We start from the raw sequence: 22,320 nt of genomic DNA on the forward strand, positions 1-22,320 counted from the left end.
GTTATTTAGATGAGTTAATCAGAAAGGGGAGCTTCCAACATCGTTGAATATATTATTCAAGCCGAACGGCAATCTGTTTTTTTGCATAAAACACAAAGCGTTCAACAGACTGCATAGACTCAGCCCAGTTCTTTTTGGTTAACCCCAGGTATTCTGCACGCGCGGCTTGCAGCGTGTCAGCATACTCAACGGGTAATTGCGGTATAAGCCAGGAGGCGGCTTCATTTCTTTGCCGGGTATTAAGTGGCTGCCTAATGGTAACCAGTAAATCGATATCGCTTTGGGGCTTTAAGCCACCTTCAACAGCATAGCCATACAAATGAACAGCAACCAGATCGCCCTCGATAATCCGCTCAATCAGTGCACTGGCGGCATTCACCTGTCGTCGAATTGAATCCGGGATAGTCGCAGACATTTAGCCTCCTGGAGAAAAAGCAGAAATCATGAGTCTATACTGCATCTTTCCTGTAGCGCTAATCTCTGGCAGAAAACCTGTATCAGATCTGATCCTAAGCCTGAGGTAGCATACTGTCCGCGTCCATTTTCTGACATAATGAGCGGATTCGATTTTGCCCCGCAGGAGTCTTCTCATGGAATTTACCGCCGGACTGATGCCGCTTGAAACGGCTCTTTCTCAGATGCTTTCGCGTATTACCCCACTCACCGCCGTCGAAACGCTGCCGCTGGTTCAATGCTTTGGCCGCATTCTGGCCACCGACGTCGTCTCCCCGATTGATGTGCCGGGATTCGATAACTCGGCAATGGATGGCTATGCGGTGCGATTAGCCGATTTACAATCAGACAAGCCTCTTGCGGTGGCTGGCAAAGCCTTTGCTGGACAGCCATTCCACGGCGAGTGGCCTGCGGGAACCTGCATCCGTATTATGACCGGAGCCCCGGTGCCTGCCGGTTGTGAAGCCGTGGTAATGCAGGAGCAAACGGAACAAACTGACGACGGTGTGCGTTTTACCGCCGACGTCCGCAGCGGACAAAATATTCGTTTGCGCGGTGAAGATATTGCAAACGGCGCGGTGGTATTCCCCACAGGAACTCGTCTGACAACCGCCGAGCTTCCCGTGCTTGCTTCGCTCGGTATTGCCGAGGTCCCCGTTGTGCGTAAAGTCCGCGTGGCGTTGTTCTCCACCGGTGATGAACTGCAATTGCCGGGTCAGCCGCTGGGTGACGGGCAGATTTATGACACAAACCGTCTGACCGTTCACCTGATGCTGCAGCAGTTGGGCTGCGAGGTGATCAACTTAGGAATTATTCGCGACGATCCCAACGCGCTGCGGGCCGCATTTACCGAAGCCGACAGCCAGGCCGACGTCGTCATCAGCTCTGGTGGCGTTTCTGTAGGCGAAGCGGATTACACCAAAACCATTCTGGAAGAGCTGGGAGAAATTGCCTTCTGGAAGCTGGCCATCAAACCCGGTAAACCGTTCGCCTTTGGCAAACTGAGCAACAGCTGGTTTTGCGGCCTGCCGGGTAACCCGGTGTCTGCTGCCCTCACCTTTTATCAACTGGTACAACCGCTGCTGGCGAAACTCAGCGGCAACACCGCCTGTGGGCTGCCTCCACGCCAGCGCGTGCGCACCGCTTCACGCCTGAAGAAAACGCCAGGGCGTCTGGATTTTCAGCGTGGTGTATTGCAGCGTACCGCGGAAGGCGAACTGGAAGTCACTACCACCGGGCACCAGGGCTCGCATATTTTTAGCTCCTTTAGCCAGGGCAACTGCTTTATTGTGCTGGAGCGCGATCGCGGTAACGTTGAGGCCGGAGAATGGGTTGAAGTTGAGCCATTTAACGCACTGTTTGGAGGCCTGTAATGGCAGAACTCAGCGACCAGGAGATGATGCGCTATAACCGGCAAATCATTCTGCGCGGCTTCGATTTCGAAGGTCAGGAAGCGCTCAAAGATGCGCGGGTACTGGTCGTTGGTCTGGGGGGACTGGGATGTGCTGCAACCCAGTACCTTGCTGGTGCTGGCGTCGGGCATTTAACCCTGCTCGACTTTGACACGGTATCCGTGTCAAACCTCCAACGCCAGACGCTGCACAGCGATGCAACCGTAGGGCAACCAAAAGTGATATCCGCCCGTGACGCGCTAACGCGGATTAACCCTTATATCGTCATTACGCCGGTGAATGCGCTGCTGGACGATAGCGAGATTCACGCGCTTATTGCCGAACATGATTTGGTGCTGGACTGTACGGATAACGTCAGCATCCGCAATCAGCTGAATGCCGGATGCTATGCCGCCAGAGTTCCGCTGGTTTCCGGTGCAGCAATTCGCATGGAAGGGCAAATTACCGTCTTTACGTATCAGGAAGGCGAGCCCTGCTACCGTTGCCTGAGCCGTCTATTCGGTGAAAACGCCCTGACCTGCGTAGAAGCCGGAGTGATGGCCCCGCTGATCGGCGTGATCGGCTCGTTACAGGCAATGGAAGCCATTAAGCTGCTGGCAAACTACGGTAAACCGGCATCCGGAAAAATCGTCATGTACGATGCCATGACCTGCCAGTTTCGCGAAATGAAGCTGATGCGTAATCCGGGGTGCGAGGTCTGCGGGCAATAAACGAAAGCCCCGGCGGCGTTTGTTATCCGGGACTGAATTAATATACGTTCAATACGTCAGTGATTTAACGTCATCTTCAGAAAGCCCAGTAATCCTCACGATGACCGCCCGTGGGAGACCATCGTCCAGCATTGAATGAGCAATGCGTAACGCTTCCTCGCGGCGGCCTTCAACCAAGCCTTTTTGCATGCCTTCCCGCATCCCCTTTCGCTGTCCTGCCCTACGTATTTTTTCCACAATATTCATTGTACTCTCCTTGTGTTCGGGTACCCGCTGCGCCAGCTTGCGCATAAATCGTCCAAAGCGCGGTTTGTGACCGTGCTGGATTAGCAGGTAATTAAACAGCGCTTTTAGCTGGCTGTCATTAGCGCTTCCTGTAACCAACAGCGCGGCCAGCTTGTCCACCAACCCCATCAAATCGCGCTGACGAATATGCTTTTGAATCAGTTCCAGAAGAGCAATGCGTCGGTGCTGCATAATTTCTTCATCTGGAACAACGGTAATATCTACCAGCGGAAAAGCTGACAGGTAGAGCTGACGTGCAAGTGTTGGATTATCAAACTCATCCAGCCAGCATAGAGAGAAGGGATAAGGTGTATCGATTCCGTGATAAAACAGCATCGGCACAACTAAAGGTAACGTATTATGCCCGGCGTCGAGGTGACTTTGCATTGCCGCTATCGCATAACGCATCAGGCGAAATGCCATATGAACATCCGGGCGGCTTTGATGTTCGATTACGACATAAATATAGCCGTGCCCTTCACTGGTTTTCATCGACCAAAGTACATCGGAATAATATGCACGTAAGTTATCCTCGATAAAACTGGTCGGTTGCAGCTTTAATGTCGAAAAATCGCACAGCGTTCGTAGCGTGGAGGGAAGATGGATTTCAATGAAATCGCGCGCCGTTTCCGGGTATTTTAAAAACGTTTTAAATAGCGCATCGTGCGGCGTGGATGTGGGTGATTTTTTCATGGCGGTCCGTCACCTGATTAACATGATGACACGACTGTACCTGCCATGATGACGGGTCGCATGCCGACTTTGTCGGTTTTACGAGAGGGATTCGCAGATAAAAGCGTACAACTGCAACACATTCATTTTGACGGAAACATGTACGCAATAATGCCGGGACTACATCCCGGCACTCTCGTTTAAATAGACGTGCGACCGAATGCGCTCTGCCAGTCGTGCTCAAACTTCGCGACGGCAGCATCAACTGCCGGGGAGCTAATCATCTGCTGAGCAACGTCCAGCGGTAGCGTGATGGACTCGCAGCCTGCCAGCAGGCAATCCAGCGCCTGACGCGGCGTTTTAAAACTGGCTGCCAGTACTTTGGCGTGCGGGGCATGCATTTTCAGTAACGTCTGCAGGTCGGTCACCGTCTGAATGCCATCCCCTCCTTGCGCATCCACGCGGTTAACGTATGGCGCAACATATTCCGCACCTGCCAGTGCAGCCAATAACCCTTGAGCTGCACCGTATACCGCAGTACCCAACGTCGGGATCCCTTCTTCTTTCAGCAATTTTATAGCCGCCAGACCTTCTGCTGTTACCGGCACTTTGACCACGATATCAGCAATGATTGCCCGCAGCTTACGCGCATCGCTAACCACCCCTTCGGCGGTGGTCGCCATCACCTGAGCAAACAGACGGCCTTGTCCTCCCATCGCTTCCTGCAGTTGCGGCAGTAGTACTTCCAGCGTCTGATTCCCCGCCGCCACAATACTCGGGTTAGTGGTCACCCCTGCCAGCGGGAAAATGCGCGCCAGAGCTTTTACCGCATCAACGTCAGACGTATCTAAATAGAGTTCCATAACCTTTCCTCAAACGAATAATTAGCATGAATAAAAGGTAGCACGGCGAAACCTCACGGTTAGTTGACGCACGTCAATATAACTTTCATTCGAAAGTAATTTAATCTTTATACGAAAGAAAAGAGGTCGCTTATGATTTTCAATATCCAGCGCTATTCCACGCATGATGGTCCCGGGATCCGTACTGTGGTGTTCCTTAAGGGATGCTCCCTGGGCTGTCGGTGGTGCCAGAATCCGGAAAGTCGCGCCCGTACGCAGGATCTGCTCTATGACGCACGTCTGTGCCTTGACGGTTGCGATCTCTGTGCTCAGGCCGCACCCGCGGTAATTGAGCGGGCACTAAGCGGGTTGCTGATTCATCGCGAAAAACTAACCGATGACGTTCTCGCAGCGCTGACCCACTGCTGTCCAACGCAGGCGCTAACCGTCTGTGGAGAGGTAAAAAGCGTGGACGAAATCATGGCGACCGTATTGCGTGATAAACCGTTTTACGATCGCAGCGGAGGGGGCCTAACCCTGTCCGGTGGCGAACCGTTTATGCAACCAGAGCTGGCGGCTTCTTTGCTCAAAACCAGCCACGACGCAGGCATTCATACCGCAGTGGAAACCTGCCTGCATGTCCCGTGGAAGTATATTGAACCCTCATTACCTGACGTCGATCTGTTTCTGGCCGATCTAAAACACGTGGCGGATGCGCCGTTTAAACAGTGGACCGATGGCAGCGCCTCTCGTGTGCTGGAAAATCTAAAAAAACTGGCCGCAGCTGGTAAAAAAATGATTATCCGCGTACCGCTGATCCAGGGATTCAACGCTGACGAAGCCGCCATCCAGGCTATTACCGATTTTGCTGCCGACGAGCTTCACGTCGGGGAGATTCATTTTTTGCCCTACCACACCCTTGGTATCAACAAATACCACTTACTCAGTCAACCCTACAACGCACCGGATAAACCGCTTGATGCGCCTGCACTGCTCGAATTTGCCCAGCAGTATGCCAGCCTTAAAGGTTTAACCGTGACCCTACGAGGATAATCGCCATGACCACTCTGAAACTGGACACACTCAGCGATCGTATCAAAGCGCATAAAACAGCCCTGATCCATATCGTGAAACCGCCGGTTTGTACCGAGCGCGCCCAGCACTATACCGAGATGTATCAGCAACACCTGGATAAACCGATCCCGGTACGCCGCGCGCTGGCGCTGGCCCATCATCTGGCGGAACGCACCATCTGGATCAAGCATGACGAACTGATTATCGGTAACCAGGCAAGCGAAGTGCGCGCCGCGCCGATCTTCCCGGAATACACCGTCTCCTGGATTGAAAAAGAGATCGACGACCTCGCCGACAGACCGGGCGCAGGTTTTGCGGTAAGCGAAGAGAATAAACGCGTATTACACGAGGTGTGTCCGTGGTGGCGTGGTCAGACCGTGCAGGATCGCTGCTACGGGATGTTCACTGACGAGCAGAAAGGGTTGCTGGAAACCGGCATTATCAAAGCCGAAGGTAATATGACCTCCGGCGACGCACACCTGGCGGTGAACTTCCCGCTACTACTGGAAAAAGGTCTCGACGGCCTGCGCCACAAAGTCGATGAACGTCGCTCCCGCATCAATCTGACGTGTCTGGACGATCTCCACGGCGATCAGTTCCTGAAAGCGATTGATATCGTGCTGGAAGCCGTCACTTTACACATTGAGCGCTTTGCCGCGCTGGCGCGTAAAATGGCATCCACAGAAACGCGCACCGGCCGTCGTGATGAACTGCTGACCATGGCGGAAAACTGTGATGTGATTGCCCATGAGCCACCAAAAACATTCTGGCAGGCGTTGCAGTTGTGCTATTTCATCCAGTTGATTCTGCAAATTGAATCTAACGGTCACTCAGTATCGTTTGGCCGTATGGATCAGTACCTCTACCCGTTCTACCGTCGTGACGTAGAACTGAATCAGAGCCTCGATCGTGAGCACGCCATTGAGCTGTTGCACAGCTGCTGGCTGAAACTGCTGGAAGTGAACAAAATCCGTTCTGGCTCCCATTCGAAAGCCTCAGCGGGCAGCCCGCTGTATCAGAACGTAACCATAGGTGGCCAGAACCTGGTTAGCGGTCAGGCGATGGATGCCGTCAACCCGCTCTCCTACGCCATTCTGGAGTCCTGTGGCCGCCTGCGTTCTACTCAGCCGAACCTGAGCGTGCGTTATCACGCGGGGATGAGTAATGACTTCCTTGATGCCTGCGTGCAGGTGATCCGCTGCGGCTTCGGGATGCCAGCCTTTAACAACGATGAAATCGTCATTCCGGAATTCATTAAGCTGGGCATTGAACCGCAAGACGCCTATGACTATGCAGCGATTGGTTGCATCGAAACCGCCGTTGGCGGCAAATGGGGCTACCGCTGCACCGGCATGAGCTTTATTAACTTTGCCCGCGTGATGCTGGCGGCGCTGGAAGGCGGACGCGATGCCACCAGCGGCAAAGTCTTCCTGCCGCAGGAAAAAGCGCTCTCAGCTGGCAACTTCAACAATTTCGATGAAGTGATGGATGCCTGGGATACACAGATTCGCTACTACACGCGTAAATCCATTGAAATCGAGTATGTCGTTGACACCATGCTGGAAGAGAACGTACACGATATTCTGTGCTCCGCGCTGGTAGACGACTGTATCGAACGCGCGAAAAGCATTAAGCAAGGCGGCGCGAAGTATGACTGGGTATCAGGTTTGCAGGTGGGTATCGCCAACCTCGGCAACAGCCTGGCAGCAGTGAAGAAACTGGTCTTTGAACAGGGCGCTATCGGTCAACAACAACTGGCCGCCGCGCTGGCCGATGATTTTGACGGTCTGACCCATGAGCAGTTACGCCAACGACTAATCAACGGCGCACCGAAATATGGCAACGATGACGATAGCGTTGATACGCTGCTGGCCCGCGCTTATCAGACTTATATCGATGAACTGAAACAGTATCATAATCCGCGTTACGGGCGTGGCCCGGTTGGCGGCAATTACTACGCCGGGACCTCGTCTATTTCTGCAAACGTGCCGTTTGGCGCAGCAACAATGGCAACGCCGGATGGCCGTAAAGCACACACTCCACTGGCAGAAGGCGCAAGCCCGGCTTCCGGTACGGACCATCTCGGCCCAACTGCGGTAATTGGCTCGGTGGGTAAACTGCCGACCGGTTCGATTCTCGGTGGCGTGCTATTAAATCAGAAGCTGAACCCGGCCACGCTGGAAAATGAGTCTGACAAACAAAAGCTGATGATTCTGCTGCGTACCTTCTTTGAAGAGCACAAAGGTTGGCATATTCAGTACAACATCGTTTCTCGTGAAACGCTGCTGGAAGCCAAAAAACACCCGGATCAGTACCGTGACCTGGTGGTGCGTGTAGCAGGTTATTCCGCCTTCTTCGCCGCTCTCTCACCGGATGCACAGGACGATATCATCGCGCGCACTGAACATATGCTGTAACCCTCCCGCCCGGTGGCGCTGCGCTTACCGGGCTTACATACTCCCCTTTAGCCGGGTAAGGCGAAGTTGCCACCTGGCGTTTTACTTTCATTCGAAATTAAATTTGTGCTTTAGCTCACATTGTTATTAAAATGTTTCTGGTCGCAGTTATGAGCCAGGAGCATATATGACCATCAAAGTTATCGTCACAGACATGGACGGAACTTTTCTCGACGACGCCAAGCAATACGATCGTGCACGCTTTATGGCGCAGTATCAGGAACTGAAGAAACGAGATATTGAATTTGTCGTGGCAAGCGGCAACCAGTATTACCAGTTGATCTCCTTTTTCCCGCAGCTCAAAGATGAGATCTCTTTTGTCGCCGAGAACGGGGCGCTGGTGTTTGAACATGGCAAACAGCTGTTTCACGGCGAGCTTACGCGCCACGAATCACGCATTGTCATTGGCGAACTGCTCAAAGATAAGCAACTCAACTTTGTGGCCTGTGGACTGCAAAGCGCCTACGTGAGCGAAAATGCCCCAGAGTCCTTTGTCGCGTTGATGGCAAAACACTACCACCGCCTGAAACCCGTCAAGGATTATCAGGATATCGACGATGTGCTGTTTAAGTTCTCGCTGAATTTACCGGACCAACAGATCCCTCTGGTTATCGATCACCTGCACACCGCGCTTGATGGCATTATGAAGCCCGTCACCAGCGGCTTTGGGTTTATCGACCTGATCATTCCAGGCTTACATAAAGCTAACGGAATCAGCCGTCTGCTAAAACGCTGGAACCTGTCACCGCAAAACGTGGTCGCCATTGGCGACAGTGGCAATGACGCGGAAATGCTGAAGATGGCGCACTACTCTTTCGCCATGGACAATGCGGCAGAGAGCATCAAAGTGATTGCCCGCTATCAGACCGATGACAATAACCATCAAGGCGCGCTGAACGTAATTCAGGCAGTGCTGGATAACACTTCACCTTTTAACGCCTGATCCTGCCAACCGGGGTATCCCTCATCCCGGTTTTCACTCTTTTTCTATTTTGCTCACACCAGCAGGTTTTTAAACTTGCATTAACTAACTTTTAACTTATATTGTCACTTGTAATTAAATTTAGTTTCGAATGAAAGTTAATGCGAGGTGGTTATGGCTTTTACTTTTACCAGCGACACGTTGCCCGCCGATCACAAAGCGGCAATCCGTCAGATGAAACAGCAACTGCGGGCACAGCTTGGGGATGTTCAGTTGATCTTCAATCAGCTGAGCGATGCCATTGCCACCCGCGTGGCGGAAATCAACGCTCTCAAAGCGCAAGGCTCCCCGGTATGGCCTGTGTTGTCCTATGCGGATATCAAAGCGGGTCGCGTGAGTGCAGAGCAGCGTGAAGAAATTAAGCGTCGCGGATGCGCAGTCATTAAAGGGCATTTCCCCCGCGAACAGGCGCTGGCATGGGATCAGTCGATGCTTGATTACCTGGATCGCAACCATTTTGATGACGTCTACAAAGGGCCAGGCGATAACTTCTTCGGCACCCTGAGCGCATCGCGACCTGAAATCTACCCCATTTACTGGTCCCAGGCGCAGATGCAGGCCCGCCAAAGTGAAGAAATGGCCAATGCCCAGTCGTTCCTCAATCGTCTTTGGACATTTTCAAGCGAAGGTAAACAATGGTTTAACCCGGATGTCAGCGTTATCTACCCTGACCGTATACGCCGCCGTCCGCCGGGAACCACCTCCAAAGGGCTGGGCGCGCATACGGATTCCGGCGCGCTGGAACGCTGGCTGCTGCCTGCGTATCAGCAGGTATTTGCTCATGTTTTCAATGGCAAGCTGGCAGATTACGATCCGTGGCAGGCTGCGCATCGCACCGAAGTAGAAGAGTACACGGTGGATAACACCACCAAATGTTCAGTGTTCCGTACCTTCCAGGGCTGGACTGCGTTGTCCGATATGCTGCCAGGACAGGGATTGTTGCACGTGGTTCCGATTCCTGAAGCGATGGCGTATGTGCTGTTACGCCCATTGCTTGGCGATGTGCCGGAAGATGAGCTTTGCGGCGTAGCGCCCGGCAGAGTCCTGCCGATTTCTGCGCAATGGCATCCGTTGCTGATTGAAGCGTTAACCAGCATTCCACAACTGGACGCCGGAGACTCCGTGTGGTGGCATTGCGATGTGATTCACTCCGTCGCGCCTGTAGAAAATCAGCAGGGCTGGGGTAACGTTATGTATATCCCTGCCGCCCCGATGTGCGAAAAAAATCTGGCCTACGCCCACAAAGTGAAAGCTGCGCTGGAAAAAGGCGCATCGCCGGGTGATTTCCCGCGAGAGGATTATGAAACTAACTGGGAAGGACGCTTCACGCTGGAGGATTTGAATATCCACGGTAAACGCGCGCTGGGGATTATTTAATATGTAGCTTACGCAATTTTCCCTAAATATTTCGCGTTACAGTAAGGCGACCAGCCTGTAAATCCCCGGGAGCTTACATAAGTAAGTGACCGGGGTGAACAGGTGCAGCCAACACACCTGTAACACGAAAGACGACGGGTAAATTAACCGTCAATACCTTTACTACGCAGGTAATCTTCGTAGTTGCCGGTAAAGTCGATCACGCGTTCCGGCGTAATCTCAATCACGCGGGTCGCCAGGGAACTGACGAACTCACGGTCGTGAGAAACAAAGATCAACGTGCCCTGATACATTTCCAGCGCCATGTTCAGCGACTCGATAGATTCCATATCCAGGTGGTTGGTCGGTTCATCCATGACCAGGATATTCGGTTTCTGCATCATCAGCTTACCGAAAAGCATGCGTCCTTTTTCACCACCGGAGAGCACTTTGGCAGGTTTCTTGATATCGTCCTGGCTGAACAGCAGACGGCCAAGGAAGCTGCGCACAACCTGCTCATCATCGCCCTCTTGTTTCCACTGGCTCATCCATTCGAAGACGGTTAGATCGTTTTCAAACTCGTATTCATGATCCTGCGCGTAGTAACCCACCTGGGCGTTTTCAGACCACTTAACGGTACCGTTGTCCGGCTGCAAATCGCCAACCAACGTTTTCAGCATGGTGGATTTACCCACGCCGTTGGCACCAATGATGGCAACCTTCTCCCCTACTTCCAGCAGCAGGTTGAAGTTTTTAAACAGCGGACCTTCATCAAAACCTTTCGCCAGCGCTTCCACTTCCAGCGCGTTACGGAACAGTTTCTTATCCTGTTCGAAGCGGATGAACGGGTTCTGACGGCTGGACGCTTTCACTTCGTCGAGCTTGATCTTATCAATCTGACGCGCACGAGAGGTCGCCTGTCGAGATTTAGACGCGTTGGCGCTAAAGCGGCTGACGAAGGATTGCAGATCGGCAATCTGTGCTTTCTTCTTGGCGTTATCGGCCAGCAGACGTTCACGCGCCTGGGTTGCCGCCGTCATGTATTCGTCGTAGTTACCCGGATAAACACGCAGTTCGCCATAGTCCAGATCCGCCATGTGCGTACAGACCATGTTCAGGAAGTGACGGTCGTGCGAAATGATGATCATGGTGCTGTCACGCTCGTTCAGCGTCTGCTCCAGCCAGCGAATGGTGTCGATATCCAGGTTGTTCGTTGGTTCGTCGAGCAGCAGAATGTCCGGGTTAGAGAACAGCGCCTGCGCCAGAAGCACACGCAGCTTCCAGCCGGGCGCGACTTCGCTCATCGGGCCGTAATGCTGTTCTACCGGAATACCTACGCCCAGCAGCAGTTCACCCGCACGCGCTTCCGCAGAGTAGCCGTCCATTTCGCCATACTGAACTTCGAGATCAGCAACTTTATAGCCGTCTTCTTCGCTCATCTCAGCCAGGGCGTAAATGCGATCGCGCTCCTGCTTCACTTCCCACAGTTCAGCGTGACCCATGATCACGGTGTCAAGCACGGTGAATTCTTCAAAGGCGAATTGATCCTGACGCAGCTTACCGATGCGTTCATTCGGATCGAGGGAAACGTTGCCCAGCGTCGGTTCGAGGTCGCCGCCGAGAATTTTCATAAAAGTGGATTTACCGCTACCGTTCGCGCCAATCAGGCCGTAACGGTTGCCGCCGCCAAATTTGACGGAAATATTTTCAAACAGCGGCTTACTGCCGAACTGCATAGTGACGTTGCTGGAAACTAACACTGGCGTATCCTGAAAGAGAAAGAAATATGTGACAAACCGCTTATTATGCCATAAGTCTGCAAGAAGATCGCGTCTTCATGCGGAAGGGATAAAGTGAAACCAAAAGGAAAAAAATGTGATTTAGTACACATCCGAATTCCTTGTTGCTCAGATTGCACATATAATGCGTGCCCAACACTACATAAATCTCAACCCACTAGCCTGCCTGGCACTGAATCTCGCATACATGAATATGAATATGAAATTAACAACGCTTTTCGCGGCGGCACTCGCAATAGTTGGTTTTTGTAATACCGCTTCAGCCGTCACGTACCCGCTGCCGACCGATGGTAGCCGTTTGATTGGCCAAAACCAGGTCATTACTATTCCTGAAGGCAACACCCAACCGCTGGAGTATTTTGCGGCAGAGTATCAGATGGGTCTGTCTAACATGCTGGAAGCCAACCCGGGCGTGGATACCTTCCTGCCGAAAGGCGGCACCGTGCTGAACATTCCTCAGCAGTTGATCCTGCCGGATACCGTGCATGAAGGTATTGTTATCAACAGCGCTGAAATGCGTCTGTACTACTACCCGAAAGGCACCAACACCGTCATTGTTCTGCCGATCGGTATCGGCCAGTTGGGCAAAGACACGCCAATCAACTGGACCACCAAAGTAGAACGTAAAAAAGCAGGCCCAACCTGGACGCCAACGGCGAAAATGCATGCGGAATACCGCGCTGCAGGCGAGCCGCTGCCAGCCGTTGTTCCGGCAGGTCCGGATAACCCGATGGGTCTGTACGCGCTGTATATCGGTCGCCTGTATGCTATCCACGGTACCAATGCTAACTTCGGCGTCGGCTTACGTGTCAGCCACGGCTGCGTACGTCTGCGTAACGACGACATCAAATTCTTGTTTGAAAATGTGCCGGTCGGCACCCGTGTACAGTTCATTGATGAGCCGGTAAAAGCCACGACCGAACCAGACGGCAGCCGTTACATCGAAGTACATAACCCGCTGTCTACGACTGAAGCACAGTTCGAAGGCGGGGAAATTGTACCGATTACCCTGACCAAGAGTATTACCAGCATCACCGGTCAGTCTGACGTCGATCAGGCCGTCGTCGAGCAGGCGGTACAGAACCGTTCTGGTATGCCGGTTCGCCTGAACTAATCTGCTATACATGCCCGATGGCGCTACGCTTATCGGGCCTACCAACACTGTAGGCCGGATTAGGCGCCAGCCGCCATCCGGCACACCACATCAATTACATCATCAGCAACAAACCATAACCCACCAGCGCCGCCCATATCAGCATCGGTACCGAATACCAATGAAAACGCCACCAGATCCGACGGTCGTTCGCCATCCGTAACGCAATGAGATTCGCCAGCGATCCCGGCAACAGCCCAAAGCCGCCCACATTGACCGCCCAGGCCAGAAGCAGCGTTGGCGGGACGTAGTTCAGCAGCAAAATCGTACTGGGCACATTACTGATAAACTGCGACAGGCCAATGGCGGTCAGCCAAAGCCCCGGCGCTGAAAGCGCGCCAATCTGGTGGGTTATCCCCTGCAGGGCCGGAAGCTGCGTCAGCAAGTGCACATCAATGAACATCGCCATAAACACCAACAGCAGCGTCCAGTCTACGCAGAGGATCACGCGGCGAGCCAGCACCATGAACCCCGCCGCCACAATCGCCAGACCCCACAGCTCTTGTTTTAACTCCAGTGCTACAAGGAAGATGATGTACAACACCAGACAGCCCCACACCAGACGCGGTAGCCAGTCAGGTGCGCGCGTACCGGTGTGATAATGCAATGCTTTATTCGGGAAACTGAACCAGCACAGCACCACCAGCGTCAGCATCATGGCCCCCGCAAGCGGCGCCATTTGCCAGGTAAACGCGGTAAACGATAAGCCTGAGCGTCCCCACATCAGAATGTTTTGTGGATTGCCTATTGGCGTTAGCAACGATCCGGCGTTAACCGCCAGCGCCTCAAAGATAATCAGGCGATTCACCGGAATAGCGCACAATTTTTTCAGAGTGATGGTCAGCGGAACAACAATAAACAGCGCAACATCGTTGGTCAGAAACGTCGACAACAACGCCGCCGCCAGCACCATAAATATCGCCAGCTGGCGCTCTGTTTTGAAACGGCGGGTCATCTTGCGCCCTAACACATCGAAGTAACCACTTAGCTCCACGCCTTTGGTCAGTAACATCAGGCCACTAAGCGTGATAATTGTGTGCCAGTCAATCGCTCCCGGCCACGACCGGGGGGTAAATGGCGTGAACAGGCTCAGTACAACCCCAACGATGATTAACAGCTGGAAAAAACGATCGCGCTGTAAGGCGCGTAATAAAGGAAAACTCATTCAGAGCCTGTTCCTTGCTGTTGCGTAAACCGGCTAAAAGCCTCCAGCGTTTCCTTACTGACGTGATGCTCCATCCCCTCCGCGTCGCGACGGGCAATTTCCGGACTGATACCTAACATCAACAGGAAATTCTCCACAATCTGATGACGCTCCCGACTTTCCTGAGCCAGTCGTTCACCTTCTGCGGTTAAAAACACGCCTCGCCAGGGGATCATTTCAATCAATCCGACTGAAGCAAGACGCTTAAGCATTTTAGCAACCGTCGGCTGGGAAACCCCAAGCCGTGCGGCCATATCCACCTGGCGCGCTTCACCTACCTCAATAATGAGATCGGAAATCAGCTCTACGTAGTCATCAATCAGCTCACGGCGATGCGCCTCCCGAACCTGACGAAACCCTTCAACGTGTTCTTCGACATTCACCAATTGCGTCACTTTTTTTGTTGTTGGCGTACCTGCGCGACGACTCATTCTGCTTCCTCGTTACTGTGACGCGTTAACGGCATCTGATTAGAGAGCACTCATTGTAAACCAGAGTTGCGCGGGCACAAAAAATTAACGTTTTAGCAATAGCTATATAATATAGCCTGTGCTATATCTGTATATAATAAAGACATCCCTCAAGGACTGATGGGATCGTGAAGTCAGGAGGTTTACATGAATGAATTTAAGAGGTGTATACGCGTGTTTAGCCACTCTCCCTTTAAAGTACGGTTGATGCTGATCTCTATGCTGTGTGACATGATTAACAGCAAACCTGAGAAGGATAAACCTTCAGAAAATTAATGCGGCGTTGCGGTACGCCGCTTCTTTTTCCTGCCGTCATCCGGGTACGGTGGTGGTTTTCGTCCCAATAACCCTTCTTTTTGTCAGTTTTGCCACGTCCCTCGCAAAACAATTTCTTTGTAGTAGTTGACCTTCTCTTGCGCACACTCTATCTTTTCGCAGCCCTGCGTATATTGCGGCTCGCGGATGCGGACCCTATCCCTCTTCTCGCTCTCTCAGGCAGGCAATGACCCTTAGCGCCAGGGTAAGCACATGGCGTTTTTGTAACAGTGGCATATGAATTTAACCCTCAAAGATTCAATCATTGCTCGTAGCCGGGCGATTAGTCCGTGGACTGGCCTCTATTTCTTACAGTCTCTGCTGATCAACATTGCGCTGGGCTATCCGCTTAGCCTGCTCTATAGCGTTGCTTTCACCTGTATATTGATGCTGCTGTGGCGCAGCGCGCCGCGCGCGCAGAAAGTGCTGATTGGCCTTTGCTCGCTGATTGCGGCAATGTACTTTCCGTTCGGCCAGGCTTACGGCTCACCGAACTTCAATACCTTGCTGGCGCTGCACTCAACCAATATGGAAGAGTCCACCGAAATCCTGACCATCTTCCCCTGGTACAGTTATCTGGTTGGGGTATTTATTTTCGCCCTCGGCGTTATCGCCGTACGTCGTAAAAAAGATGAACAAAAGCGTGGCTGGAACAAGTTCGACAGCGTTTGTTTGCTGTTCAGCGTTGTCGCATTCTTTGTTACCCCGGTACAAAACCTGGCCTGGGGCGGCGTGTTCAAGCTGAAAGACACTGGCTATCCGGTTTTCCGGTTTGCCAAGGACGTGATCGTCAATAACAACGAAGTGCTCGACGAACAAGAGCGTATGGCGAAGCTGTCGAGCGTGAAAGACAGTTGGACCGTAACCGCCGTGAAGCCGAAGTATCACACCTACGTCGTGGTGATCGGCGAAAGCGCCCGCCGCGATGCGTTAGGCGCGTTTGGCGGCCACTGGGATAACACCCCGTTTGCCAGCTCCGTTAACGGCTACATCTTTGCGGATTACATTGCTGCCAGCGGTTCAACGCAAAAATCACTCGGCCTGACGCTGAATCGGGTGGTCGACAATAAGCCCCAGTTCCAGGATAACTTTGTCACCCTGGCCAACCGAGCAGGTTTCCAGACATGGTGGTTTTCCAATCAGGGACAAATTGGTGAATACGACACGGCCATCGCCAGCATTGCAAAACGCGCTGATGAAGTTCAGTTCCTCAAGAACGGTGACTTCGAAGCGGATAAAAATACCCGTGACGAAGCGCTGTTGAAGATGACCGCTCAGGTGCTGGCAACCGAGCGCACTCAGCCGCAGCTTATTGTACTGCATTTAATGGGCTCACATCCGCAGGCCTGCGACCGTACGCAGGGTAAGTACGAGACTTTCGTCCAGTCAAAAGAGACGTCTTGCTACCTGTACACCATGACGCAAACGGATGACCTACTGCGCCAGCTATACGATCAGTTACGTAATAGCGGTAGCAGCTTCTCGATGGTCTATTTCTCCGATCATGGCCTCGCGTTTAAAGAACGGGGAAAAGAGGTGCAGTACCTGGCGCATGATGATCAGTTCCAGCAAAATTTCCAGGTACCTTTCATGGTGCTGTCGAGCGATGATAAAGCGCATCGGGTGATTAAGGCCCGTCGATCCGCCAATGATTTCCTCAGCTTTTTCTCGCAGTGGACAGGGATTAGCGCAAAAGAAATAACCAACAGCTACCGCTTTATCTCAGAGAAAAAAGCCGGGCCTGTGTACATCACCAACTTTAAGCTGCAGAAGGTGGACTACAACCACCTTGGTACCGACATCTTCGAGACCAAATCTCGTTAACAGCTCATATTGCAGGCAAAAAAAATCCGCCCCGAGAGGCGGATTTTTCATATCACCGAAGTGATTAGAAGCGGTAACCCACGCCAGCGATCCAGGTGCCAACGTCAACGCTACGAATACGGCTCTGCTCGTAGGAGAAGTCCAGAGCAACGTTTTCGATCGGGTTGAACTGCAGACCAGCACCGTAAGAGAAACCGTAGTCGCTGGTGGTGTGGTTGTCAGCCGGGGATGCTGCGTTCTGGAATTTACCGTAACCAACACCCACTACACCGTAGATGCTTGCCCAGTCGTTCAGACGGTAAGCCGGACCAGCAGTGATGCCGTAGTACTGGGTTTTGTTGTAGTCGCCAGAAGCATCGGTACGATCTTTTTCAGTGTAAGTGAAGGAACCGATAACACCCAGCGGGTTGTTGTCCTGCTCGTAGCGATACTTCAGGTTGAAACCGTTCATTTTGTTCGCTGCGCCCTGAGCATCGCTCTGAGCGTAACCACCGGTAACGGTAGAAGTAGCAGCTACAGCAGTACCTGCGGAGAAAGCCAGAACAGCGGCCAGTGCTGAAAGACATGCAATTTTTTTCATAACCACCTCAAATGTGCTTCAAGTAAATCTTAAGTTTTAAATATACCAAAAATTGATGGGAAACTCTTTGCGATTAGCGATGTCTAACGGGGTCTTTCATGTAACAGAACATTTCAGAAATCCGCTATCTCTTTCAATTAACATCACTTTTCTAACGTAAAATGCCATTATTGCGCGCACAATATGGCACATTCATCCAGATTATTCCTAATCACGCAGATTATTAATCCATCATTTTCATGCCATTGTACGGAACTGAGCAATTTTTTTTTCAACGAATACTCAACCGCATGTGTGTATTTCCATTACACTCGCTGTTTTACTTCTATTGACATAATTTGACAGGAGAAAGGATGCCGGGGTCGTCACGTAAAGCGCCAGTCTGGTTGCCTATTTTGGTTTTGCTAATTGCTATGTCCTCCATTCAAAGCGGAGCATCTCTGGCGAAATCGCTGTTCCCGCTCGTCGGCGCGCCGGGCGTTACCGCGTTGCGCCTTGCGTTGGGCACCCTCATCCTTATCGCCTTCTTTAAACCCTGGCGTTTGCGATTCGCCAAAGAACAGCGCCTGCCCCTTCTGTTTTATGGCCTGTCTCTGGGCGGGATGAACTATCTCTTCTATCTGTCAATCCAGACCGTGCCACTGGGAATTGCCGTGGCGCTGGAATTTACCGGCCCGCTGGCGGTAGCGCTGTTTTCATCCCGGCGCCCGGTGGATTTCATTTGGGTTGCACTGGCTGTACTCGGACTGTGGTTTCTGCTGCCATTAGGTCAGGACGTTTCTCACGTCGATTTAACCGGTGCTGCGCTAGCGCTGGGGGCTGGTGCCTGCTGGGCCATCTATATTCTTACCGGGCAGCGAGCCGGGGCGGAACACGGTCCGGCAACCGTCGCAGTAGGGTCATTAATTGCAGCACTGGTATTTGTGCCAATCGGCGCGATCCAGGCTGGTGATGCCCTGTGGCATTGGTCCATTCTGCCGTTAGGCCTGGCCATTGCAGTCCTCTCTACTGCACTTCCCTATTCACTGGAGATGATTGCATTGACGCGCCTGCCGACGCGTACTTTCGGTACATTGATGAGTATGGAACCTGCCCTGGCAGCGGTTTCCGGAATGATCTTCCTCGGTGAAACGCTGACGCTTATCCAGACACTCGCTCTGGGTGCCATTATCGTCGCATCAATGGGCTCTACGCTCACTATTCGTAAAGAGCCACAAATAAAACAAGTCGACGTGAATTAACCACGTAATATTCTGCATGGTTTGCATAATCATGCAGAATATCCAATTGTAAATCTGCGTGATAATAATTCTAAAAAATATAATTTTCTCATCCGCATATTTCATTTAATCTCAAAATTAACATAAAAATAACATCCCGCAAGAACACATAATTCAACCAATTGATTTTATTAGATATTTTATATTTACCCCTTCTTCGCTATTAAAGTAATAGGCAACACCGGAAAAAAAATCCAAATTTAGCGCTATACTTAATTCCGTTGAAGAGTTGGGACATAAATATCAAGAGGATATGAAAATATGAGTACCGCGAAACTGGTAAAAACAAAAGCATCCGCCCTCCTTTATACCCGCAACGATGTGTCTGATAGCGAAAAGAAAGCGACCGTAGAACTGCTGAATCAGCAAGTAATCCAGTTCATTGACCTGTCATTGATCACCAAACAGGCTCACTGGAACATGCGCGGCGCAAACTTCATTGCGGTACATGAAATGCTGGATGGCTTCCGTACAGCCCTGACCGATCACCTCGACACGATGGCTGAACGCGCCGTACAGTTGGGCGGTGTGGCACTGGGCACAACTCAGGTTATTAATAGCAAAACGCCTCTGAAAAGTTACCCGCTGGATATCCATAACGTACAGGACCACTTAAAAGAGCTGGCCGAACGTTATGCCGTAGTTGCAAACAGCGTACGTAAGGCTATTAGCGAAGCAAAAGACGAAGATACCGCGGATATCTTTACCGCAGCCTCTCGCGATCTCGACAAATTCCTGTGGTTTATCGAAGCCAACATTGAGTAACCGCAGACATAAGAATTACCTATATAACCCTCGCTCCGGCGGGGGTTTTGCACATCTATGGTGCATAACATTGATCATTCGTCACTCCAAAGTAAATTATTTGTAATAATCACCTCACACAATCGTTAACGAAAGATTGTTTTATCAACAATTTTTACGCTAAATAGTCATACCGTTTGCACCGTGCCTGGTTCGCACCAAATGAGTGCCCCAAAACAGTGCAGATTACTCGCTTTGCCCTACTTATTGTGCAGAGAAACGAAACACCCTCTTGTTAAAACAATGAGTTGCAAAATTGGCACGATTCTTTCATTAAGCCATATGTTCTCGCAGGGGATCGCCCCGTGGATATAAAAGGAAATCCTATGAAGTCTGTATTAAAAGTTTCACTGGCTGCACTTACCCTGGCTTTTGCGGTGTCCTCCCATGCCGCAGATAAGAAACTGGTTGTCGCAACTGACACCGCGTTTGTACCGTTCGAATTCAAACAGGGTGACAAATACGTTGGATTTGATGTGGATCTGTGGGCTGCTGTCGCCAAAGAACTGAAGCTGGATTATGAACTGAAACCAATGGATTTCAGCGGCATCATCCCGGCTCTGCAAACCAAAAATATCGACCTGGCACTGGCGGGTATCACCATCACCGATGAGCGTAAAAAAGCGATCGACTTCTCTGACGGCTACTACAAAAGCGGTCTGTTAGTGATGGTGAAAGCGAATAACAACGACGTGAAAAGCGTGAAAGATCTGGATGGTAAAGTTGTCGCAGTGAAGAGCGGCACCGGTTCCGTTGATTACGCAAAAGCGAATATCAAAACTAAAGACCTGCGTCAGTTCCCGAACATCGATAACGCGTATATGGAACTGGGCACCAACCGCGCAGACGCCGTGCTGCACGACACACCAAACATTCTTTACTTCATCAAAACAGCTGGCAATGGTCAGTTCAAAGCTGTAGGCGAATCACTGGAAGCCCAGCAGTACGGCATCGCCTTCCCGAAAGGCAGCGACGACCTGCGTGAGAAAGTGAACGGCGCGCTGAAAACGCTGAAAGAGAACGGTACTTACAACGAAATCTACAAAAAATGGTTCGGTACTGAACCTAAATAATAACCGGTAGCGTTGCCCGGTGGCGTGATGCTTACCGGGCCTACGCCTGGATTTTTGAGACCTGTAAGCCGGATAAGCACAGCACATCCGGCAAAACGGGCATTTGAATATTTACACCACGGTAACAGGAACGACATATGCAGTTTGACTGGAGTGCCATCTGGCCCGCCATCCCGCTTTTGATTGAAGGCGCCAAAATGACCCTGTGGATCTCGGTCCTCGGTCTGGCTGGCGGTCTGATAATCGGACTTGCAGCAGGGTTTGCGCGCACTTTCGGCGGTTGGATCGCCAACCACGTAGCGCTGGTGTTTATCGAAGTCATTCGCGGTACGCCAATCGTTGTGCAGGTAATGTTTATTTACTTCGCTCTACCAATGGCATTTAACGATTTACGCATTGACCCCTTTAGCGCCGCCGTTGTCACCATCATGATCAACTCCGGTGCCTATATTGCGGAAATCACCCGCGGTGCGGTGCTCTCAATCCATAAAGGATTCAGCGAAGCCGGACTGGCCCTTGGGCTTTCACGCACAGAGACTATTCGCCACGTTATTTTGCCTCTCGCGCTGCGTCGTATGCTGCCGCCGCTGGGCAACCAGTGGATCATCAGTATTAAAGATACCTCGCTGTTTATTGTCATTGGCGTCGCTGAACTGACCCGTCAGGGCCAGGAAATCATTGCCGGTAACTTCCGCGCACTGGAAATCTGGAGCGCCGTTGCGGTGTTCTATCTGATCATTACGCTGGTGCTGAGCTTCATTCTGCGTCGTCTGGAAAGAAGGATGAAAATCCTGTGATTGAATTTAAAAACGTTTCTAAGCACTTTGGTCCAACCCAGGTGCTGCACAATATTGACCTGAACATTCAACAGGGTGAAGTAGTGGTGATTATCGGGCCGTCAGGATCCGGTAAATCTACCCTGCTACGCTGCATTAACAAACTGGAAGAGATAACCTCTGGCGATCTGATCGTCGACGGTCTGAAAGTGAACGATCCGAAGGTAGACGAACGGTTAATCCGCCAGGAAGCCGGGATGGTGTTTCAGCAGTTCTATCTGTTCCCGCATCTGACGGCGCTGGAAAACGTCATGTTCGGGCCGCAGCGCGTACGCGGGGCGAATAAAGAACAGGCCGAGAAACTGGCGAAAGAACTGCTGGCGAAAGTGGGTCTGGCCGAGCGCGCCCATCACTACCCTTCTGAGCTGTCCGGCGGTCAACAACAGCGTGTGGCTATCGCCCGTGCGCTGGCGGTGAAGCCGAAAATGATGCTGTTTGATGAGCCAACCTCAGCGCTGGATCCAGAACTGCGCCACGAAGTTCTGAAAGTTATGCAGGATCTGGCGGAAGAAGGGATGACCATGGTGATTGTGACCCACGAAATCGGTTTTGCCGAAAAAGTGGCTTCACGCCTGATTTTCATTGATAAGGGTCGTATTGCCGAAGACGGTAATCCGCAGGCCCTGATTGAAAATCCGCCCAGCCAACGCTTACAGGAATTCTTGCAGCACGTTTCCTGATAGCTCTGCCTCCCTTCGCCCGAAGGGAGGTTTTTCACCAGAATCCTCTCATTTCAATTC

At 51.8% G+C, this 22,320-nt stretch carries 21 protein-coding genes; 14 read left to right on the plus strand and 7 right to left on the minus strand.

The genetic code is table 11. The features are described from left to right. Positions 1-52 precede the first annotated feature (52 nt). The gene (locus OGV85_RS21500) at positions 53-415 is read right to left on the minus strand and encodes an aminoglycoside adenylyltransferase domain-containing protein (RefSeq protein WP_061548103.1); all 363 of its coding nucleotides are present in this window, start codon (positions 413-415) and stop codon (positions 53-55) included. A gap of 175 nt (positions 416-590) precedes the next feature. Here OGV85_RS21500 and moeA point away from each other — a divergent pair, with 175 nt between their 5' ends. Further along, on the plus strand, positions 591-1,826 hold the full coding sequence (gene moeA, locus OGV85_RS21505; RefSeq protein ID WP_061548102.1) for a molybdopterin molybdotransferase MoeA: 1,236 nt from the start codon (positions 591-593) through the stop codon (positions 1,824-1,826). After that, positions 1,826-2,575 (plus strand): molybdopterin-synthase adenylyltransferase MoeB, encoded by a 750-nt coding sequence (moeB, locus tag OGV85_RS21510; protein WP_003035283.1) that lies wholly within the window; start codon positions 1,826-1,828, stop codon positions 2,573-2,575. The genes moeA and moeB overlap by 1 nt, the downstream gene beginning before the upstream one ends. Before the next feature lie 48 nt (positions 2,576-2,623). Here moeB and OGV85_RS21515 read toward each other — a convergent pair whose 3' ends face one another. Both OGV85_RS21515 and fsa read right to left on the minus strand, forming a co-directional pair. Next, positions 2,624-3,553: an Rpn family recombination-promoting nuclease/putative transposase gene (locus OGV85_RS21515; protein WP_032948910.1), complete on the minus strand. Its 930-nt coding sequence runs from the start codon at positions 3,551-3,553 to the stop codon at positions 2,624-2,626. 179 nt (positions 3,554-3,732) lie between these two features. Further along, positions 3,733-4,395: a fructose-6-phosphate aldolase gene (gene fsa / locus OGV85_RS21520; protein ID WP_061548101.1), complete on the minus strand. Its 663-nt coding sequence runs from the start codon at positions 4,393-4,395 to the stop codon at positions 3,733-3,735. 132 nt (positions 4,396-4,527) lie between these two features. Here fsa and OGV85_RS21525 point away from each other — a divergent pair, with 132 nt between their 5' ends. The 4 genes from OGV85_RS21525 to OGV85_RS21540 all read left to right on the plus strand — a co-directional run bounded on the left by OGV85_RS21525 (position 4,528) and on the right by OGV85_RS21540 (position 10,263). After that, positions 4,528-5,427: a glycyl-radical enzyme activating protein gene (locus tag OGV85_RS21525; protein WP_061548100.1), complete on the plus strand. Its 900-nt coding sequence runs from the start codon at positions 4,528-4,530 to the stop codon at positions 5,425-5,427. 5 nt (positions 5,428-5,432) lie between these two features. Then, on the plus strand, positions 5,433-7,865 hold the full coding sequence (locus tag OGV85_RS21530) for a glycyl radical protein (RefSeq protein ID WP_286554001.1): 2,433 nt from the start codon (positions 5,433-5,435) through the stop codon (positions 7,863-7,865). 166 nt (positions 7,866-8,031) lie between these two features. Then, positions 8,032-8,847, plus strand: coding sequence for a Cof-type HAD-IIB family hydrolase (locus tag OGV85_RS21535; protein ID WP_061548098.1), 816 nt, complete (start codon positions 8,032-8,034; stop codon positions 8,845-8,847). Between the two features lie 153 nt (positions 8,848-9,000). Next, positions 9,001-10,263 (plus strand): DUF1479 domain-containing protein, encoded by a 1,263-nt coding sequence (locus OGV85_RS21540; RefSeq protein ID WP_048219222.1) that lies wholly within the window; start codon positions 9,001-9,003, stop codon positions 10,261-10,263. Between the two features lie 143 nt (positions 10,264-10,406). Here OGV85_RS21540 and OGV85_RS21545 read toward each other — a convergent pair whose 3' ends face one another. After that, a complete protein-coding gene (locus tag OGV85_RS21545) occupies positions 10,407-12,002 on the minus strand; it encodes an ABC-F family ATPase (protein ID WP_003035269.1) in 1,596 nt (531 codons plus the stop codon). A gap of 232 nt (positions 12,003-12,234) precedes the next feature. Here OGV85_RS21545 and ldtB point away from each other — a divergent pair, with 232 nt between their 5' ends. Continuing rightward, the gene (gene ldtB / locus OGV85_RS21550) at positions 12,235-13,155 is read left to right on the plus strand and encodes a L,D-transpeptidase (protein WP_008784213.1); all 921 of its coding nucleotides are present in this window, start codon (positions 12,235-12,237) and stop codon (positions 13,153-13,155) included. 94 nt (positions 13,156-13,249) lie between these two features. Here the strand turns inward: ldtB and OGV85_RS21555 are convergent, their stop codons facing one another. Further along, positions 13,250-14,359 carry an anion transporter gene (locus OGV85_RS21555; RefSeq protein ID WP_061548097.1) on the minus strand — a complete coding sequence of 370 codons (1,110 nt, stop codon included), beginning with the start codon at positions 14,357-14,359 and terminating at the stop codon, positions 13,250-13,252. Beyond that, positions 14,356-14,829 carry a manganese-binding transcriptional regulator MntR gene (gene mntR, locus OGV85_RS21560; RefSeq protein ID WP_003035264.1) on the minus strand — a complete coding sequence of 158 codons (474 nt, stop codon included), beginning with the start codon at positions 14,827-14,829 and terminating at the stop codon, positions 14,356-14,358. Before mntR ends, OGV85_RS21555 begins: the two co-directional genes overlap by 4 nt. A gap of 186 nt (positions 14,830-15,015) precedes the next feature. On the opposite strand from mntR, the gene mntS reads away from it, so the two are divergent. Together mntS and OGV85_RS21570 are read left to right on the plus strand one after the other, a co-directional pair. Next, on the plus strand, positions 15,016-15,144 hold the full coding sequence (mntS, locus tag OGV85_RS21565) for a manganase accumulation protein MntS (protein ID WP_003836996.1): 129 nt from the start codon (positions 15,016-15,018) through the stop codon (positions 15,142-15,144). 276 nt (positions 15,145-15,420) lie between these two features. Continuing rightward, complete coding sequence (locus tag OGV85_RS21570) at positions 15,421-17,007, plus strand: phosphoethanolamine transferase (RefSeq protein ID WP_061548096.1); 1,587 nt, start codon at positions 15,421-15,423, stop codon at positions 17,005-17,007. Positions 17,008-17,071: 64 nt separating this feature from the next. On the opposite strand, the gene ompX is transcribed toward OGV85_RS21570, so the two are convergent. After that, complete coding sequence (ompX, locus tag OGV85_RS21575; RefSeq protein WP_003035257.1) at positions 17,072-17,587, minus strand: outer membrane protein OmpX; 516 nt, start codon at positions 17,585-17,587, stop codon at positions 17,072-17,074. Between the two features lie 353 nt (positions 17,588-17,940). On the opposite strand from ompX, the gene rhtA reads away from it, so the two are divergent. The 5 genes from rhtA (at position 17,941) to glnQ (ending at position 22,260) form a co-directional block, all read left to right on the plus strand. Continuing rightward, a complete protein-coding gene (gene rhtA / locus OGV85_RS21580) occupies positions 17,941-18,828 on the plus strand; it encodes a threonine/homoserine exporter RhtA (RefSeq protein ID WP_003035255.1) in 888 nt (295 codons plus the stop codon). Between the two features lie 300 nt (positions 18,829-19,128). Then, positions 19,129-19,632, plus strand: a complete 504-nt coding sequence (gene dps, locus OGV85_RS21585) for a DNA starvation/stationary phase protection protein Dps (RefSeq protein ID WP_032936399.1) — start codon at positions 19,129-19,131, stop codon at positions 19,630-19,632. 365 nt (positions 19,633-19,997) lie between these two features. Beyond that, a complete protein-coding gene (gene glnH, locus OGV85_RS21590; protein WP_003035251.1) occupies positions 19,998-20,744 on the plus strand; it encodes a glutamine ABC transporter substrate-binding protein GlnH in 747 nt (248 codons plus the stop codon). 137 nt (positions 20,745-20,881) lie between these two features. Further along, positions 20,882-21,541: a glutamine ABC transporter permease GlnP gene (glnP, locus tag OGV85_RS21595; protein WP_003035248.1), complete on the plus strand. Its 660-nt coding sequence runs from the start codon at positions 20,882-20,884 to the stop codon at positions 21,539-21,541. Beyond that, positions 21,538-22,260 carry a glutamine ABC transporter ATP-binding protein GlnQ gene (gene glnQ / locus OGV85_RS21600; RefSeq protein ID WP_003035246.1) on the plus strand — a complete coding sequence of 241 codons (723 nt, stop codon included), beginning with the start codon at positions 21,538-21,540 and terminating at the stop codon, positions 22,258-22,260. Before glnP ends, glnQ begins: the two co-directional genes overlap by 4 nt. The last annotated feature ends 60 nt before the right edge of the window (positions 22,261-22,320 follow it).

Source organism: Citrobacter sp. Cf132, assembly GCF_030333885.1.
Lineage (GTDB): Bacteria > Pseudomonadota > Gammaproteobacteria > Enterobacterales > Enterobacteriaceae > Citrobacter > Citrobacter freundii.